Source organism: Mesorhizobium sp. WSM1343 (assembly GCF_055901535.1).
Window position 1 is genome coordinate 5236195 of sequence record NZ_CM148370.1, and the last position, 16220, is coordinate 5252414.

A 16220-nucleotide genomic window follows, 5' to 3' on the forward strand; every position below is an offset into this window, starting at 1 on the left:
CCTTGGAGCACCCGCTATTGCTCTCTGGGCGACGGGTCAAGGCATCAGGGTGCTTTGATGGGAATTGCACGCGGGAACGTCACCAGCCGAATATGGGCGCCGAATACCAGCGCCCTTGTTCTGGCCCCTGCTCAGCCCTGGTAGACGACCGGAAACCAGTCCTCGCGCAATCTCTGCCCCGGCTGCATGCCATGGCCGTGATAGGGCGGCGAGGTACGGCCCGGCCGCTCGACATAGCGCGCATCGTCACCGACCCAGCGCAGCGACAGCGCCCGACGCCGCGCCGCGGTCATATTGCCACGCGCGCCATGCGCGGTCCTGAAGTCGAACAGGATGGCGTCGCCCGGCTCCATTTCCCATTCGAGCACCTTCATCGAAGGGTCCTTATCGGGATCGGGCACCGGCAGATAGTCGCCCTCGCCGGCATAGAAATTGCTATCGTCGAGCCAGCGCACCGGCAGGATCATCTTGTCCCATTTGTGCGAGCCGGCGATCAGCCGCAGCGTCGCCTCTTTCACCGGGTCGATGGGTATCCAGAAGCTCACCGTCTGTTGGCCATCGACGAAATAGTAGGGGATGTCCTGATGCCAGGGCGTCGGCTTCTGCGTGCCGGGTTCCTTCACCAGCACATGATCATGGAAGAACTGCGCGGTGCGCGACTGCATCACCGCCGCCGCCAGTTCGGCGGCGGGTGAGTCCCGTACCAGGCTGACGAATTCGGGGATGCGCTCCCAGTTGCAGTAGTCATCGAAGAAACTACCGCGACCATTGGCTATGTCGGATGCGGTGGCGCTGCGGTTCTGCATGTTGCGTTCGATGCCGGCGGCAATCGTGTCGACCCAGCCCTTGAAGGCGCCGCGAATGCAAACAGCGCCGTCACGCTGATAGTCGGCAATCGTGGACGCGCCGATCCTGGTGGCGTCGAGGGTGGCAGTCCGGGAAGCCATGGCGTTCTCCTCTTGGAATAAAGCCACTATCGCAACATCTATTCATTCGGTAAAATAATAACTTTCGATCTGACATATAGAGTGCCTCTATGAGTGTGACTCTCACGCAGCTACGCTATCTGGTTGCCGTGGCGCGTCACGGCAGCGTCACCGGCGCGGCAAAGATGCTGAACGTCTCTCAGCCGTCGATCTCGGTGGCCATCGACGCGGTCGAAAAGAATTTCGGCCAGAAACTGTTCGTCCGCCAGCGGGGAAGCGGCGTGTCGCCGACATCGTTCGGCCGCGCCGTCGTGGCCAAGGCAAGGCAGGTTCTCACCGAAACGGAGGAACTCATCGGCCTGGGTTCAAGCAAATCGGCTGTCAGCGGCGAGTTGGTGTTGGGATGCTTCGAGGATCTGGCGCCTTTCTTCGCGCCGGCTTTGATCCGCGCCTTCTCCGAACGCTATCCGGCCGTCAAGATCGTCGTTCGCGACGAGACGTTCGAGACGCTGGGTCGACGGCTGGGTGACGCGGCCATCGATCTCGGCCTGACTTATGATCTCAGCCTGCCGACGCATTTCGCCCGCATCCTGCTGCGTGAACTTCGCCCGCATCCTGCTGCGTGAACTTCGCCCGCACGCGCTGTTGCCGGCAGGCCATGCCCTGGCGGATCGCCCGTCGGTCAGCCTTGCCGATCTGGCCGCCTATCCGCTGATCACCACCGACCAGCCGCACAGCTGGCAGCATATGCTCGACCTGTTCCGCAGCCGCGGCCTTTCGCCTGTGGCCGACATGACGACAAGCTCGTTCGAACTGCAACGGAGCATGGTCGCCAACGGCTTCGGCGTTGCGGTCAGCTACACCCGCCCGCATGGCGACCGCAGCTATGACGGGCTGCCGCTCATCTGCAAGCCGCTGTCCGATCCGCTGCCCATGCAGCGGATCCTGCTCACCTATGACACGCATCAGCGTGTGTCGAATGCAGCGCTGGCCTTCGTCGAGGTGGCCAAGGACTGGTTCGCCACCCGCGACATCTTTGCCTCGTGAAAGGCTGACGGGCGCCGCGTCTCCGCTTGCCGCTTGACGGTTTCCGCCGCTGCTGCCACTCCATGGGCATGGAAACCATCCAGTCGAAAACGGCCCAGGGCCGTGTCGCCGATGCGCCGAACGGCCATTGGGTCTACCGCGTGCTGCCGCGCTCGATATGGCCCTATGCGCAGCTTGCGCGGTGGGACAGGCCGATAGGCTGGCAACTGCTGCTGTGGCCGTGCTGGTGGTCGGCGGCCTTGGCGGCGAGCGCCTATCCGCGTCCGGGCGACCCGCTGCTCTCGCTGCTGCCGGCGCCTTTGTATCTCGTGCTTTTCCTGGTCGGGGCCATCGCCATGCGCGGCGCCGGCTGCACCTACAACGACCTCGTCGACGAGGACATCGACAACCAGGTGGAGCGCACGCGCTCGCGACCGCTGCCGTCAGGCAAGGCGACGCGCCGGCGGGCATGGCTGTTTCTCGTCCTGCAAGCCCTGGTCGGCCTCGTCGTGCTCATCCAGTTCAACAGCTTTGCCGTCCTGCTCGGCATCTGCTCACTGGCGGTCATAGCCATTTACCCGTTCATGAAGCGGATAACCAACTGGCCCCAACTTGTGCTCGGCCTTGCTTTTTCCTGGGGCGCGCTGATGGGATGGGCGGTCGAGTTCGGCGATCTCGATGGGCCTGCTGTCATGCTCTATATCGGCTCGATCCTGTGGGTGATCGGCTACGACACGATCTACGCGCACCAGGACAAGGAAGATGACGCCATTGTCGGCGTGCGCTCGACGGCACGCCTGTTCGGCGACAACACCAAGGCCTGGCTGGCCGGACTTTATGGCGGCGCGCTGATCTGCTTCGCCATCGCCTTCGCGTCGGCGCAGGCGCCGGTGGTGGCGCTGGCCGGGCTGATCGCCGCCGGCGCCCATATGGCGCGGCAGATCGCCGTGTTGGACATCGACAATCCGGACCAATGCCTGCGCCTGTTCAGGTCGAACAACCAGGTCGGCTGGCTGATCTTCCTCGGCCTGATCGGCGGCGCTGTGTGGGTGGCTCTGAAGCCGCTGGTTTAGCGGCGCTTCTTCCTTCTCCCCTTGTGGGAGAAGGTGGATTGGCGCGCAGCGCCAAGACGGTTGAGGGGTGCGTGACGGAACGCCGGCATTGCCAAGCTGGAACACCCCTCATCCGACCGAGCTTCGCTCGGCCACCTTCTCCCAGGGGGAGAAGGAAGAACCTTCCTACTCCCGCGAAATAATCTCCTGGCCGTCGATGACCAGCCTGAGACCGAGGTCGCCAGCTCTGCGGCGAGCGAGGAAACGCGGGCGGCGCGTGTTCGAAATCCGCCCCTTGCGCCGATCCTGCGGCGGCAGCGTCTTGATGGCGGCACCGAGCGATTCTTCCAGGGTGCGGGCAACGCCGTCCGATTCGATCAGCAGCATCGGCAGGCGGTATGCGTCGGCCCAGGCGCGCCAGTCGGCTGCGACATCGTCGAGATCGTCGGCCACCAGCAGCGGCACCGACAGCATCGGGTCGTTGTGCAGGAGTTCCAGGGTCACCGTGACGTTGCCGTCCGGGTCCTCCATGGCGCGGGCGGCGACGCCGCGGAACGCATTGGAAGGCAGAACGATGATCGCGGGCAGGCCGCTCATCTCGAGCAAGCGGCGGATCACGGCGCCGCGCTGGTCGATGGTGAAGGTTACATCGCCGTAGTCGTCGCGAGTCGCGTAGCTCACCACTTGCGGCAGGCGAAATGGGTCGAGACGCATGTTGCGTCCCGCCCAGACTGGCTTCAGTCCGGTGTTCATAGAGTGGCCTTCCTGTCTGTCTCCTGAGAGCCGGTGTCCGGTTCTCTCCGGGCCGGTTTTTCCAGCCTCGTTTGTATGGAGACAGTAGCGCGGGCTCCTTACCGCCCCGCTTAAGAAAGTCGGTTAAATTTTGCTGATCTCAGGGATGGTTATCGGAATCCCACCAACCACAAGATGTCGAAAGGATCAGATAACCTTACCCGGATTCATGATGCCGGCCGGGTCGAAAGCGGCCTTCACCCTTCGCATCAGATCGATCGCCGTCGGCGGCGCGGTGGCGATCAGTTCGTCGCGCTTCAACTGGCCGATGCCATGCTCGGCCGAGATCGAACCGTGCAGGCTGCGCACCACATCGTGCACCGCCTTGTTCATGGGGTGATAGAGAGCGAGGAACGCCTCATCGTCGCCGTCGACGGGCCGGGAAATGTTGTAGTGGAGATTGCCGTCGCCCATATGGCCGAAGCAGACCACGCGCGCGCCGGCGCTCACCGACGCCACCGCGCCGGCGGCTTCTTCGATGAAACGCGGGATCGAGGCAATAGGCACCGAAATGTCGTGCTTGATCGAGGCGCCCTCCGGTTTCTGCGCCTCGGGCAGCAACTCACGGAAATTCCAGAAGGCATCGCCCTGCGCGAGACTCGCGGCAATGACGGCGTCGCCGACGAATTCCTGTTCGAGGCCAGCCGACAGCACATCCTCGATCAACGCTCTCGAATCCTCCGACGAACGGCCTGATGAAATCTGCATCAGCACGTACCACGGCCAGTCCTCGATCAGCGGCCGCACCACACCCTGGGCATGCGCCAGGGTGAAATCATATGGCCGCCTGCCGATCAGTTCGAAAGCGGTGAGTGCTGCCCCGGCACGGTCCATGGCCAGGCCGAACAGCGAAAGTGCCGCCTCGGGCGACGACAGGCCGACGAAGGCGACTTCGCGCCCCTTCGGCTTCGGGAACAGCTTCAGCACGGCGGCGGTGATGACGCCGAGCGTGCCTTCGGCGCCGACGAACAGGTTTTTCAGATCGTAGCCGGTGTTGTCCTTCTTCAGCTTGCGCAGGTCGTCGAACACCTCGCCGGTCGGCAGCACCACCTCGACACCGAGGCAAAGTTCACGCGCATTGCCATAGGCAAGCACGCCGGTGCCGCCGGCATTGGAGGAAAGATTGCCCCCGATCTGGCAGGAGCCTTGCGCGGCCAGCGACAGCGGGAACAGCCGGTCGGCGGCGTCGGCTGCCTCCTGCAGCGTCTGCAGGATGACACCGGCCTCGACCGTCACCGTGTTGGACAGGATATCGATCTCGCGGATGCGGTTCAGCCGCGACAGCGACAGGACGATTTCGCGCCCGGACCTGTCCGGCACCTGCGCGCCGACCAGCCCGGTGTTGCCGCTTTGCGGCACGATCGGCGTTCCCGTCTCGGTCGCCAGCCGCATGATCCGGCTGACCTCGTCGACGCTGCCCGGCCGCAGCACCAGCGACGTCGCGCCGTGCCAAAGCCCACGTCGCTCAATGAGGTAGGGCGCGATGTCCTGCTGATCACGCAGTGCATATCTGTCGCCGACGATCGCCGTGAAGCGATCGATGAGGGCGGGATCGAGTGTCTTTGTGATTTCGATCATGGGGGAAACTATGTTGCGGGTTGCGTGATGTCACGAGGGGCGGCTGCACGCGACAGCCGATCGTTGATCGCTTCGCCGAGCCCGTCGCAGGGAATAGGCTCGACGGCGATGGTGCGCGCGCCGCTGCGGTCGAGTGCCTGCATACAAGCGAACAGATTGCTTGCCGCTTCGCGCAGGTCCCCGGTTTCGGACAAATTGAGGAAGGCTTCGGCGCGGCGCCAGCCGTCCGCCCGTTGGCTGCCGAAGCCGAGCAAAGCCTCGCCCTCGCCGACCGTGCCGGCATTGAGCCGCATCGCGGCACCTGGCGCATAATGCGAGGCAAGCATGCCCGGCGCCTCGATACTGGCGGTGCCGCCGCGCAACAGTTCCATGCCGATGGCCGCCTCGATCTCCTCGGCGGCGATGCCGCCGGGCCTCAGCAGCCGCATTCTTTCCCCCTCGGCCTTGAGAATCGTCGATTCCAGCCCGACCGGGGTCGCGCCGCCATCGACCACCAGCTTTATCCGCGCACCGAGATCGGCTGCCACCGCTTGCGCGGTCGTTGCGCTGATCCTGCCGGATGAATTGGCGCTGGGCGCGGCAAGCGGGCGGCCGAGCCTGGCGATCAGATCGCTACCAAAGCCCCTCGGCATGCGCAAGGCGATTGTATCGAGCCCGGCGGTGACCAGCGGATGGATGCCGTTGCCGGGCCGTTGCGGCAGCACCAGCGTCAGCGGACCGGGCCAGAACGCCAGCGCCAGTTTCCTGGACAGCGGATCGAACAGCGCGAGGCGCTCGGCCATCGCCATGTCGGCGACATGGGCGATCAGCGGGTTGAAGCGCGGCCGCCCCTTGGCTTCGAAGATGCGCGCGACGCCGATGCCGTTGGTCGCGTCGCCGGCCAGCCCGTAGACGGTTTCCGTCGGGATGGCGACGACATCGCCCTCCCTGAGCAGCGCCAGCGCCCGCTCCAGCGCCTCGCCCGAGCCAAGTATTTCAGCCACTCTCGTCACCTCACAGATGCGGGGTGCGTAGTACGATGGCGGCCATTGGGCAAGTCGGCTGTTGGGTAACCGTTTGTTGGCGAGCAGGAGCATTGGCGATTTATCAATCCCTAAAATGCTATGTTTCCACGAAAGCCGGCATCAATTCCGGCCTGCTATCGAACAGCTTCTGGGCAAAGGGGAGCGACATCAGTGTCTGCGCGTATCCTGCTGGGTATCATTCTTGCTGTTGCGGCCGGCGAAGCCCAGGCGTCATCCCTGGTTTTTCCAGGCGCGCCATCCTCCACACCATCGATCGTCAGGATCGGCGCTCCTAACCAGCCTGGAACCGCCGATGCAGTCAACGCCAGCGATGCGCTGTCGGTGGTGGCAAAAGGGGAAGCACAGCCCGACGTCACCGATGAAAAGGTAGCGGCGATCCCGGACAAGCCCGCGACCGGGCACGGCTTCCAGCCAGGCCCGATGGTCATTCGTGGCGGCGTTACCGGTCCCGATTTCCCGGCACCCGCGCCAACCTCTGCACCAGCGACCGGTGCCGCGCCGGCCGCTGGCACCGCGCCGGCAACGGCCACCGCTTCCGCTGCCCCCTCAGGGAACGCCGAGAACCAACCCGCCCCGCCGAGCGCTCCGGCCCCGGCAGCAGGGCAGCGCATGCCTCCCAACGGCTACACCAAGTAGCCCCGCCTCAAAGACAGCCGACATCGAAGGCGTGACTTGACGGCGATCTGGCGCCCGGCGCACGATTGCCAAACAAACTCGGTTTCGGTTTATTTCAGCCGCCAGACGCCATCGCCTGTATTTCGTCAGGCGGTTCTGGCAGACGGGATTTCATCGCTAAGGGGTAAAGGGGGAAAGCATGAGAAAATCTGGAATCGTGACCGGAGCAGGCCTATTGCTGGCGTCACTGCTTGGCGTCGTCGCGGCTCATGCCGACGACATGCTGGGATCCTATGTCGCGCGCATTTCCGATCGCGACCATCAGGCGAGTGACGGCTATGCGCTGGACAATGCCGCGCAGATGGTGCGGCAGGACCGCGCCAACTGGCACAAATTCCACCGCCGTGACAGCGACGACGAGGCTGATGGCTGGTTCAGGACCAACGACCAGCGCGCCGACCTGCAACGCATGCTGGAGCGTGGCGGCGCGATGAGTTCCTCGACCAAGCGCGCCATCGTCAATGGCGAACCGCTGATCCAGGTCGATGTCTACGAAAACAGCGTGCGCGTCAGCATTCTTGAGAACTGACGGGCCGTCGCCGGGGCGGCTGACAGTCGGCTTCGGGGACGGCTGATAGCAAAGGGCGGCGCCTCAGCGCCGCCTTTGCCATCGACGGAATCGGCGGCTGAAAAGATCAGGCCGCTTCTTCCTTGTCGTCGTCGTCTTCTTCTTCGGACTCGTCGCCTTCAGCCTTCACGCTGTCCTCGGCGTCGTCTTCGTCCTCGTCTTCATCTTCGTCGTCATCCGAGAGCGTGGCAGCTTCGGTGGACTCTTCGCCTTCTTCATCGTCGCCGTCTTCGTCGTCATCAGACAGGTCAGCGGCTTCGATCGCTGCGGCGGCGGCATGATCGAGAATGGTTTCGGAAGCGGATTCAAGCGCCTCGGCGGGAGTTTCTTCTGTCACTTCGATTTCGTGATCGGAATTCATGGAAGCCTCCGTGGGGTTGGGGAACATGTCCCTTTTGCCACGGAGAGATCATCGCCATATGACTGTAAGCCGGCTCGAACGGCCGGTAGCAGAGAATATTTTCTTCACCTTAACCTGCGATCCTGGAGAAATCCGCGACCTGACCGGTGGCCGTGCGGATGCGGGCGAGCAGCGCCAGGCGGTTGGCACGCACCGCCTGATCCTCATCGTTTACAAGAACATGCTCAAAGAATGAATCAACCGGCTCGCGCAACACGCTAAGCGCCAGCAAGGCGCCGGAAAAATCATCGTTTTGAATCGCTTCGCCGGCTTGCTTCTCAGCCTGGTTCACCGCCGCAAACAGCGATTTCTCGGTATCCGCGCGAAACAGCGCCGGCTCAACGGTTTCGGCGACCGCCGTTTTCTTTTTCTCCTCGGCAGCCAGAATGTTGGCCGCGCGCTTGGTGCCGGCGAGCAGGTTCTTGCCGTCCTCGGTGTCGAGGAAGGAGCCGAGCGCCTCGACGCGGCGGACGATCTGCAAGAGGTCGTCGGACTGCGGCGTGATGACGGCATCGATGAGATCGTGCCGGGCGCCCTGATCGCGGAGGTAGACTTTCAGGCGGTCGTGGAAGAAGGACAGAAGGTCAGACGCTTTCCCGACGATGGCTGCCAGCGCCAGTCGAATATCATTCTCGACCAATATTCTAACCACACCCAGCGCCGCTCTACGCAGCGCATAGGGATCCTTCGACCCAGTCGGCTTTTCGTCGATTGCCCAGAAACCGACCAGCGTATCGAGCTTATCGGCAAGCGCCACTGTGATCGAAACCGGATCGCTCGATACGCGATCGGACGGGCCTTGCGGCTTGTAGTGTTCCTCCGCTGCAGCGGCGACCGATGCGTGCTCGCCCTGAAGCAGCGCATATTTGCGGCCCATGGCGCCTTGCAGTTCCGGGAACTCGCCGACGACTTCAGTGGTGAGATCTGCCTTGGCCAAGACGGCAGCGCGGCGCGCGAGTGCGGGATCGGCGCCGACGATCGGAGCCAGTTCTTCCGCCAATCGCTTCATCCGCTCCACCCGTTCGCCCTGCGTGCCGAGCTTGGCGTGGAAAGTCACGCCGAGATGGTCGAGGCGGGCCATGCGCTGGTCGAGCGGCTTCTTGAGATCAAGCCCGAATTTTTCCGCCGATGCCTCGAGCTCAGCCAGGTCAGGCAAATCGCCCTGGTCGGTCGTCCAGAAATAAAGCGCGTCGGACAGGCGGGCGCGCACCACCTTGCCGTTGCCGTGGGCGATCTCCTTGCCGCCATCCCTGGCTTCGATGTTGGCGGTTAGAATGAAGCGATTGGAAAGCGCGTCGTCGACACCCTGCGGCCGTGTCACAAAGCACTTCTGGTTGGCGCGGATGGTCAGTCGGATCACTTCGGCTGGAATGGCGAGGAATGCCTCCTCGAACTCGCCCATCAGCACGACAGGCCATTCGACCAGCCCGGACACCTCCTCCAGCAGCCCTTCGTCCTCGACCAGGTCGAGCCCGTTGGCGAAGGCGAGATTGCGGGCGTCGGCAAGGATGATCTCCTTGCGGCGGTCGGCATCGAGCACGACCTTGGCCGCTTCCAGTTTGGAAACATAGTCGTCGAAGCGGCGCACCGTGATCGCATCAGGCGCATGAAAACGGTGGCCATAGGTGATGTTGCCGGAGCGGATGCCGTCGATCTCGAAATCGACCACGACAGGCTCCTCGGTCTCCGGGCCGAAGGTGCACAGGATCGATTGCAGCGGGCGCACCCAGCGCAATGAACCGGGCTTGGCCGAGGCCGGCCCCCAGCGCATCGATTTCGGCCACGGGAAATTGCGGATGATATCAGGCACCAGGTCCGCGATGATCTGTTCGGCCGCCCTGCCCGGCTTCGAAATGTGGGCGACATAAAAATCGCCCTTCTTCGGATCGGAATGGACATGCGCCTCGGCGATCGAGGAAAGTCCGGCCTTGCGCAGGAAGCCCTGGACCGCCTGTTCGGGCGCCGATGTCGAAGGCCCCTTGATCTCTTCGTTTATATCCTTCGAGCGCGCGGTGAGACCCCTGATGTCGAGGGTCAGCCGCCGCGGCGTCCAGTACTCGCGCGCGGCCTCATAGGTCAGCCCCGCCTCGACCAGGCCGTCAGTCAGCATCTTCCTGAGATCGCCAGCCGCCTTGCGCTGCATGCGGGCGGGAATCTCTTCCGAGCGGAGTTCTAGAAGCAGGTCAGGCATGGATGGGGCTCACGCGGCAAAATGGTCCGGGCGGGGCATAGCAACTCGGCTGGCCGCTGTCACCCTTTCCGCACGGGGATCGCCGATTTGCGCCCGTTTCCAGAAATTTTGGCCATCCTGTCGGGACGAGACCGCGCCACCCGTCCTTGGATCAAAGATTTCCATGAACCGAACGCAGCGCTGAAGCGACCCACGCTCAGGCAGGGAACATTTGGCTCAACGACCATGAAAACGGCATCCAGACTTCTGCAGATCCTCGCACTCGGCGCCTGCTTCACCGCGCAGGCTCACGGTGCCTTCTCGATGCCGGGCGTTCGACAGGCATTGCGCACAATCGACGGTGCCAGCAGCCAGAACATATTGCCGATCAAAGTTTCCTTCGAGATGACGAAGCGGGCCTGAGACTCAGGCCGCCAGGCCACCCGCCTGCGTCTTCAAAAACGCCTCACCGCAGGCCTTCGCCAGATTGCGCACCCGCAGGATGTAGCTCTGTCGTTCCGTGACCGAAATCACGCCGCGCGCGTCAAGCAGGTTGAAGACATGGCTGGCCTTGATGCACTGATCATAGGCCGGGAAAACCATGCGGTGCATCGGCAGATTGTCGTTCGATGCCGGCGCGCCGGCATCGAGCAGCGCCTTGCATTCGGTCTCGGCGTCCTCGAAGTGGCGCAGAAGCATCGCCGTGTTGGCGTGTTCGAAATTGTGGCGCGAATATTCCTGCTCGGCCTGCAGGAAGACATCGCCATAGGTGACTTTGTCGGCGCCTTCCCGGCCGTTGAAGTTGAGGTCGTAGACATTGTCGACGCCCTGCACATACATGGCCAGCCGCTCCAGCCCGTAGGTGAGTTCGCCGGCCACCGGCGCGCATTCGATACCGCAGACCTGCTGGAAATAGGTGAACTGCGAGACTTCCATGCCGTCGCACCAGCATTCCCAGCCGAGACCCCAGGCGCCCAGCGTCGGGCTTTCCCAATCATCCTCGACGAAGCGGATGTCGTGCAGCAGCGGATCGACGCCGATCGCCGCCAGCGAGCCGAGATAGAGCTCCTGCAAGTTGGGCGGGTTCGGCTTCAGGATCACCTGGTACTGGTAATAATGCTGCAGCCGGTTCGGGTTCTCGCCATAACGCCCATCCTTGGGGCGGCGCGATGGCTGGACATAGGCAGCGTTCCAGCGTTTCGGGCCGAGCGCGCGCAGCGTCGTTGCCGGATGAAAGGTGCCGGCACCGACTTCCATGTCGTAGGGTTGCAGGATGACGCAGCCATAGGCCGCCCAATAGTTGTGCAAGGTCAGGATCAGCCCCTGGAACGAGCGGCTGGGATGCATATGGGCGGGGATTTCAATTGTCACGGGTGGCCTCGACAGCACAGGCTAGCTTGCCGGCACGTCCTAGAGACACGGCGGCGAAGCGTCAAGCAAAGCACGCCGATGCGGTCGCGCCGACATTATGGACAATGTTGAGAGCTTTGCAGGGGCTGGCCCATTGCCCATCTCTCGGGCCTGCGCTCTGTTCGCCTGTGCAGCAACGACAACAGGTTCCAGCCATGCCCAGCCCGATCGTCATCCGCCCCGTTGCGCGACAGGATTTCGAGCAATGGCTGCCGCTGTGGGACGGCTACAATGCATTTTATGGCCGCTCGGGCGAAACGGCCCTGCCGGGTAAGATTACCCAGATGACATGGTCGCGTTTCTTCGATGCCTATGAGCCGGTCCACGCGCTGGTGGCCGAAAGCGAGGGACGGCTTTTCGGCCTCGTGCATTATCTCTTCCATCGCAGCACAACGGCGATCGCGCCCAATTGCTATCTGCAGGACCTTTTCACCACGCAGGCATCGCGTGGCAAAGGCATCGGACGGGCACTGATCGAGGGCGTCTACGAGCGTGCCCGGGCGGCCGGCTCAGGCCGGGTATACTGGCTGACGCATGAGACCAATCACACGGCGATGAAGCTTTACGACAAGGTCGCCGAACACTCCGGCTTTGTCGTCTATCGCAAGCTCTTCTGAGGCAGCCAGCCGAATACGCGGTTCAAACGAAAACGGGACCCTGAAAAGAGCCCCGTTTGCGTTGAATTCAAATGGCTGACTTCATCCCTTCGGGGCGGGCACCGGCTCCGGCTTGACCTTCGGGGTCTCCTGCGCCGTGTTGGATTCGATCGGCGGCAGGCCCTTCATCAGCTTCTGCTGCAAGTTGGCCAGCACATCGGGATCCGGCTTCAGGTCGCGAGCCTGGTTCCACTGGAAGGTGGCTTCCAGCTTGCGGCCGACGCGCCAGTAGGCATCGCCGAGGTGGTCGTTGAGAACCGGATCTTCCGGCTTCAGCGACACGGCGCGTTCCATTTCGCGCACCGCGTCATCGAACCTGCCGAGGCGGAAATAAGCCCAACCCAGCGAATCGACGATGTAGCCGTCGCTCGGCCTGAGGTCGACGGCCTTCTGGATCATCGCCAGCCCTTCCTTGAGATTCATGTTCATGTCGACCCAGGAATAGCCGAGATAATTCAGCACCTGCGGCTGGTCGGGGAACAGTTCCAGCGCCTTGCGGAAGTTCGGCTCGGCCTTGGGCCATTCCTTCAGGCGCTCATAGGCGATGCCGCGCTGGTAGAAGATGTTCCAGTTGGCTGCGGTCGGCGTCTTCAGCGCCTCGACAGCCTTGTCGTAGAGTGTGGCGGCCGAACGGAAATCCTCCTTCGAGGAATAGACGCCACCGAGCGCCAGATAGGCGCGCATGTCATTGGGATGGGCGTCGACGAAAGCCTTCAGATGAGTGATCGCTTCTTCGTGACGGTCGAGATCGGCAAGGTTGAGGCCGAGTTGCAGGTCCGAAAGCTCCTTCAGCGGCGAACCGGCGGGAATCCGGCGATAGAGCGCGATGGCGCCTTCGCCGTCCTTCAATTGCTCGGACACGGCAGCGAGTTGCACAAGGGCAGCGTCGCTATCAGGCTTCAAAGCAAGCGCATATTGCAGATAGAGGCGCACGAACGGCTCGCCGCCGCCACGGTTGAGCGCGGTGGCGAGGTCGAGCAGGATTTCGGAGGCGCCATCGGATGGGCCGGCCACCAGGGGCGCAATCTTGTCGCCTTTTGCAATTCGGTCGCGCAAGGCGACGATTTCCAGCTTGCCAGGCGAAAACGCCTCGGCCTGGTCGAGCACCGACAGCGCCTTGGTCTTGTCGCCCTTGCGGGCCAGGAACGAGGCGTAGGCCTGGGCATTGCGCATCCAGGTTTCGGGAGCGGCACCACCGGCGGCGGTATCCTGCATGGTCGCGGCGTAGATGGCCTCGGCCTTTTCGGGCATGCCGGATGCATCAGCGATCAGGGCGCGGTGGAACGACTTGAACAGGCCGAACCAATCCGGCCCCTGCAGCTTGTCGATGGACGCCATCGCATCGGCAGGCTCGCCGGCGCCTTGCTGCGCCCAGCCGGACATCACCCCGGAGATCAGCCGGTCGAGATCGGATTCCAGCGACAGCTTGAGCCAGTACTGCGCCTTGGTGAAATCCTTCTTGTGGAAGGAATCGACGGCGAGCGCCAGCCGCGAGAAACGCTCGACGTCAGGCACTTCCTTGAGCTTGTCGGCATAGACCAGGGATTCGTCGAAGCGCCCTTGCGCGATCAGCGACAGCATCAGGCTCTGCTGCAGGCCGGTGTCGCTCGGGTCGAAGGCCAATGCTTGCTTGTAGTAGGCGATGGCGCTGTCGAGGTCGTTATCGCCTTCGGCGATCCGGGCCGCCAGATAGGCGCCCGAAAACGACGTGATCTTGACCGGTTCGGTGGTTTGCTTGGCATAGGCCGGCAAAGCCGAGATCGCCATGCCTGTCACAATTGCCAGCCTTGTCAGCCAGCGCGCACGTCCTTGCCGCATCGTATCCCTTTCAGCCAGGCGCCATCTCCGCGTCAGCGGGATCGGCGTAGACTCGATCTTTCCAGGCAAAGCATGGCCTTTTTGGGGTCGCGCTTCAATCCGCCTCGAATTCACAATCCGGGCACCCGATTAACAAATCATGGCGACAGGCACCAATTTTCCGCTCTTGGGATTTCGGCCATGGCCCTACGCGGCGCCGAATATATCACAGATTCGACGCTGAGGCTCCGCTTCGACCGCTAAGGCTCGGGCCAATATCAGCCCTCGCCTGGCGAGGCAGACCGTTGCACCAGCGTGTCGCTGTAGCCGCCGGCCGCTATCGTGCTGCACAGTTCGTTCCATTCGCAGCCGCCGCAGGCCTTGCGTACAAGGCCAGCCGAAAACGCCTGCCGCATCCGGCCCAGCATCGCAGGATCGAGATCAAGACGGGTGCCGACGCGGATTGGCCGCGCCAGCAACTCGCCCACATCCTGCGTGGCAAGCCGGTCCCGCTCGACGACACTCTCGTTGAGGCAGTGCGGTTCCGGCTCATCAAGCAACGGGGCGCAGACATCGTCCGGGCCGGAAACGAGGAGGATGTCCTCGCCCCGGCTCAGGCGCACCGCGACGAGATCATAATTGGCGGTGAAGGCGGGGCTGTATCCTTTGCCCACATAGGTGAGCAGGCAAAGGAGGTGATGGGCGCGCAGCCTGATCGTCACGGATTGACCGGCTTGGCCTTACCGCCGCGAAGCGCCATGAGGGTCGCGGCACCCAGCGCCGACTTGAGCAAGCCGCCGACGATGAACGGCAGGAAGCCGAAGGTAACGGCCTGTTCGGCTCCAATCATGACGGCAAGCCATGCTGTGCCCAGCACAAGGCAGGCAAGGTTGCCAAGCAGCATGGCGACGAAGGCAAGCATCACCCTTTTGCCGTTCCAGCCGCGTTCGGCCAGCCAGCCGACCATTGCGCCGACAAGCGGGAAGGCGAAGAGATAGCCAGCCGTCGGCCCGACGAAATGCGCCGCACCCGCTGCCCCTCCGGACAGAACGGGAAAGCCGACAGCGCCCTCGACCAACCAGGCGGCAATGGTGAGCGCGCCAAGCCGCCAGCCATAGAGCGCGCCGACCAATGTCACGGCGAAGGTCTGCATCGTCACCGGGACCGGCACCATCGGCACTTCGACGTAGGATGACAGCGTCAGGAACAGGGTGCCGAGCACAACGGCTCCAATCTGCCAGGCAAGAGAACGATCCTGGAGCCGGAGCGGGCTGAACGACGGCTTGCTGGACGAGAATGCGACGTCTGTCATTGGGATTCCTTCGATCGATTTCAAATTATAGATAATTTCTGTTTTCGATCTATTATCGAATCCACACTTCCCTGGAGATTGCAAGCCCTGGCTTTGGCGGAGGCCGTCTAACCTACGATGGCGAAGGCTTCGCGCGTCGTTCCGGAAGCCGTCCTGACCGGCTTGCGGCCAATCCATTGGACGTGCCGCCCCAGTGTGACGGCCGCCGATTCGGTGTTTCCCTGCCGCAAGGCGGCGAGGATCGCGCGATGGTCCTGATCGGTGCGTGTCTCCCACTCCGAGCGCCATGCCGCGAACAGGAAACGGGCGCTTGCCGCGTGCAGGTCGTCGATGGTGGCGAGCAGGCGCGGCATGCCGCATGGCGCGAGGATCAAGCGGTGGAAGGCGCGGTTGGCTTCCTCCCAGGACCTGACATCGCGGGACTTGTCGCCGGCCTTGGTCGCCTCCTCGGCGAGATCGAGAATGGCCGATGTCAGATGCGGCGCGGCGTGGCGCAGCGCCAGCACTTCAAGGGCGGCGCGCATTTCGGCGACTTCCTTGACCTCGCCCAGATCGAAAGACGCGACACGCACGCCGCGGCGCGGCTCGCCGATGGCCAGCCCTTGCGCCTCGAGGCGGCGGAAGGCCTCGCGCACCGGAACATGGCTGGTTTGGAATTCTTCGGCGATGCGATCCTGCCGAAGCCTGGCCCCCGGCTCGATCGCACCGGAGATGATGCGGTCCGCCAGAACCTTGCTGATGCGCACCGCGATGGTGTCGTCTGTGCCCTTTGCCATGTTTTATAGATAATTTGCGGCAGGGCGGCTTGTCGAGACGGCGGGACCGAATTCCTA

Annotated in this window: 18 protein-coding genes; 7 read left to right on the top strand and 11 right to left on the bottom strand. The window is 63.3% G+C overall.

Features of this window, described 5'->3' with window-relative positions; genetic code table 11:
• Positions 1-131 precede the first annotated feature (131 nt).
• A complete protein-coding gene (locus tag AC0NIL_RS25675; protein ID WP_473572716.1) occupies positions 132-947 on the bottom strand; it encodes a phytanoyl-CoA dioxygenase family protein in 816 nt (271 codons plus the stop codon).
• A gap of 89 nt (positions 948-1036) precedes the next feature.
• Here AC0NIL_RS25675 and AC0NIL_RS25680 point away from each other — a divergent pair, with 89 nt between their 5' ends.
• From AC0NIL_RS25680 to ubiA, 3 genes are all read left to right on the top strand, one after another.
• Positions 1037-1552, top strand: coding sequence for a LysR family transcriptional regulator (locus AC0NIL_RS25680; protein WP_473572717.1), 516 nt, complete (start codon positions 1037-1039; stop codon positions 1550-1552).
• Positions 1524-1973, top strand: coding sequence for a LysR substrate-binding domain-containing protein (locus AC0NIL_RS25685; protein WP_473572718.1), 450 nt, complete (start codon positions 1524-1526; stop codon positions 1971-1973). Before AC0NIL_RS25680 ends, AC0NIL_RS25685 begins: the two co-directional genes overlap by 29 nt.
• Before the next feature lie 68 nt (positions 1974-2041).
• Positions 2042-3025, top strand: coding sequence for a 4-hydroxybenzoate octaprenyltransferase (gene ubiA, locus AC0NIL_RS25690; protein WP_275953902.1), 984 nt, complete (start codon positions 2042-2044; stop codon positions 3023-3025).
• 165 nt (positions 3026-3190) lie between these two features.
• Here ubiA and AC0NIL_RS25695 read toward each other — a convergent pair whose 3' ends face one another.
• The 3 genes from AC0NIL_RS25695 to AC0NIL_RS25705 all read right to left on the bottom strand — a co-directional run bounded on the left by AC0NIL_RS25695 (position 3191) and on the right by AC0NIL_RS25705 (position 6357).
• On the bottom strand, positions 3191-3757 hold the full coding sequence (locus AC0NIL_RS25695; RefSeq protein ID WP_127368712.1) for a DUF6101 family protein: 567 nt from the start codon (positions 3755-3757) through the stop codon (positions 3191-3193).
• 186 nt (positions 3758-3943) lie between these two features.
• On the bottom strand, positions 3944-5374 hold the full coding sequence (locus AC0NIL_RS25700; RefSeq protein ID WP_224674060.1) for an FAD-binding oxidoreductase: 1431 nt from the start codon (positions 5372-5374) through the stop codon (positions 3944-3946).
• Positions 5375-5382: 8 nt separating this feature from the next.
• Positions 5383-6357, bottom strand: coding sequence for an L-threonylcarbamoyladenylate synthase (locus tag AC0NIL_RS25705; RefSeq protein ID WP_224674059.1), 975 nt, complete (start codon positions 6355-6357; stop codon positions 5383-5385).
• Between the two features lie 192 nt (positions 6358-6549).
• On the opposite strand from AC0NIL_RS25705, the gene AC0NIL_RS25710 reads away from it, so the two are divergent.
• Both AC0NIL_RS25710 and AC0NIL_RS25715 read left to right on the top strand, forming a co-directional pair.
• Positions 6550-7035 carry a hypothetical protein gene (locus tag AC0NIL_RS25710; protein ID WP_224674176.1) on the top strand — a complete coding sequence of 162 codons (486 nt, stop codon included), beginning with the start codon at positions 6550-6552 and terminating at the stop codon, positions 7033-7035.
• A gap of 178 nt (positions 7036-7213) precedes the next feature.
• Positions 7214-7603, top strand: a complete 390-nt coding sequence (locus AC0NIL_RS25715) for a hypothetical protein (RefSeq protein ID WP_024502648.1) — start codon at positions 7214-7216, stop codon at positions 7601-7603.
• 106 nt (positions 7604-7709) lie between these two features.
• Here the strand turns inward: AC0NIL_RS25715 and AC0NIL_RS25720 are convergent, their stop codons facing one another.
• Complete coding sequence (locus AC0NIL_RS25720) at positions 7710-8003, bottom strand: hypothetical protein (protein WP_063171642.1); 294 nt, start codon at positions 8001-8003, stop codon at positions 7710-7712.
• Between the two features lie 109 nt (positions 8004-8112).
• Positions 8113-10233, bottom strand: a complete 2121-nt coding sequence (gene glyS / locus AC0NIL_RS25725) for a glycine--tRNA ligase subunit beta (RefSeq protein WP_275953752.1) — start codon at positions 10231-10233, stop codon at positions 8113-8115.
• An 87-nt stretch (positions 10234-10320) separates the two neighbouring features.
• Here glyS and AC0NIL_RS25730 point away from each other — a divergent pair, with 87 nt between their 5' ends.
• The gene (locus AC0NIL_RS25730; protein WP_145923741.1) at positions 10321-10635 is read left to right on the top strand and encodes a hypothetical protein; all 315 of its coding nucleotides are present in this window, start codon (positions 10321-10323) and stop codon (positions 10633-10635) included.
• A gap of 3 nt (positions 10636-10638) precedes the next feature.
• Here the strand turns inward: AC0NIL_RS25730 and AC0NIL_RS25735 are convergent, their stop codons facing one another.
• Positions 10639-11559: a glycine--tRNA ligase subunit alpha gene (locus AC0NIL_RS25735; RefSeq protein ID WP_174299093.1), complete on the bottom strand. Its 921-nt coding sequence runs from the start codon at positions 11557-11559 to the stop codon at positions 10639-10641.
• Between the two features lie 218 nt (positions 11560-11777).
• On the opposite strand from AC0NIL_RS25735, the gene AC0NIL_RS25740 reads away from it, so the two are divergent.
• Positions 11778-12239 (top strand): GNAT family N-acetyltransferase, encoded by a 462-nt coding sequence (locus tag AC0NIL_RS25740; protein ID WP_275953753.1) that lies wholly within the window; start codon positions 11778-11780, stop codon positions 12237-12239.
• Positions 12240-12320: 81 nt separating this feature from the next.
• On the opposite strand, the gene AC0NIL_RS25745 is transcribed toward AC0NIL_RS25740, so the two are convergent.
• From AC0NIL_RS25745 to AC0NIL_RS25760, 4 genes are all read right to left on the bottom strand, one after another.
• Entirely contained in the window at positions 12321-14096 is a 1776-nt protein-coding gene (locus tag AC0NIL_RS25745; RefSeq protein WP_013532826.1) for a tetratricopeptide repeat protein, read from the bottom strand.
• 257 nt (positions 14097-14353) lie between these two features.
• Positions 14354-14797 (bottom strand): DUF1284 domain-containing protein, encoded by a 444-nt coding sequence (locus AC0NIL_RS25750; protein ID WP_275953754.1) that lies wholly within the window; start codon positions 14795-14797, stop codon positions 14354-14356.
• Entirely contained in the window at positions 14794-15387 is a 594-nt protein-coding gene (locus AC0NIL_RS25755; RefSeq protein ID WP_275953755.1) for a biotin transporter BioY, read from the bottom strand. The genes AC0NIL_RS25750 and AC0NIL_RS25755 overlap by 4 nt, the downstream gene beginning before the upstream one ends.
• A 107-nt stretch (positions 15388-15494) precedes the next feature.
• The gene (locus tag AC0NIL_RS25760) at positions 15495-16163 is read right to left on the bottom strand and encodes a GntR family transcriptional regulator (RefSeq protein ID WP_275953756.1); all 669 of its coding nucleotides are present in this window, start codon (positions 16161-16163) and stop codon (positions 15495-15497) included.
• Positions 16164-16220: the final 57 nt, after the last annotated feature.

Bases quoted from the DNA above. Each gene is read 5' to 3' on its own strand.
- AC0NIL_RS25675 (WP_473572716.1), bottom strand. From the start codon at position 947: ATGGCTTCCCGGACTGCCACCCTCGACGCCACCAGGATCGGCGCGTCC.
- AC0NIL_RS25680 (WP_473572717.1), top strand. From the start codon at position 1,037: ATGAGTGTGACTCTCACGCAGCTACGCTATCTGGTTGCCGTGGCGCGT.
- ubiA (WP_275953902.1), top strand. From the start codon at position 2,042: ATGGAAACCATCCAGTCGAAAACGGCCCAGGGCCGTGTCGCCGATGCG.
- AC0NIL_RS25695 (WP_127368712.1), bottom strand. From the start codon at position 3,757: ATGAACACCGGACTGAAGCCAGTCTGGGCGGGACGCAACATGCGTCTC.
- AC0NIL_RS25700 (WP_224674060.1), bottom strand. From the start codon at position 5,374: ATGATCGAAATCACAAAGACACTCGATCCCGCCCTCATCGATCGCTTC.
- AC0NIL_RS25715 (WP_024502648.1), top strand. From the start codon at position 7,214: ATGAGAAAATCTGGAATCGTGACCGGAGCAGGCCTATTGCTGGCGTCA.
- AC0NIL_RS25720 (WP_063171642.1), bottom strand. From the start codon at position 8,003: ATGAATTCCGATCACGAAATCGAAGTGACAGAAGAAACTCCCGCCGAG.
- glyS (WP_275953752.1), bottom strand. From the start codon at position 10,233: ATGCCTGACCTGCTTCTAGAACTCCGCTCGGAAGAGATTCCCGCCCGC.
- AC0NIL_RS25735 (WP_174299093.1), bottom strand. From the start codon at position 11,559: ATGCATCCCAGCCGCTCGTTCCAGGGGCTGATCCTGACCTTGCACAAC.
- AC0NIL_RS25740 (WP_275953753.1), top strand. From the start codon at position 11,778: ATGCCCAGCCCGATCGTCATCCGCCCCGTTGCGCGACAGGATTTCGAG.
- AC0NIL_RS25745 (WP_013532826.1), bottom strand. From the start codon at position 14,096: ATGCGGCAAGGACGTGCGCGCTGGCTGACAAGGCTGGCAATTGTGACA.
- AC0NIL_RS25755 (WP_275953755.1), bottom strand. From the start codon at position 15,387: ATGACAGACGTCGCATTCTCGTCCAGCAAGCCGTCGTTCAGCCCGCTC.
- AC0NIL_RS25760 (WP_275953756.1), bottom strand. From the start codon at position 16,163: ATGGCAAAGGGCACAGACGACACCATCGCGGTGCGCATCAGCAAGGTT.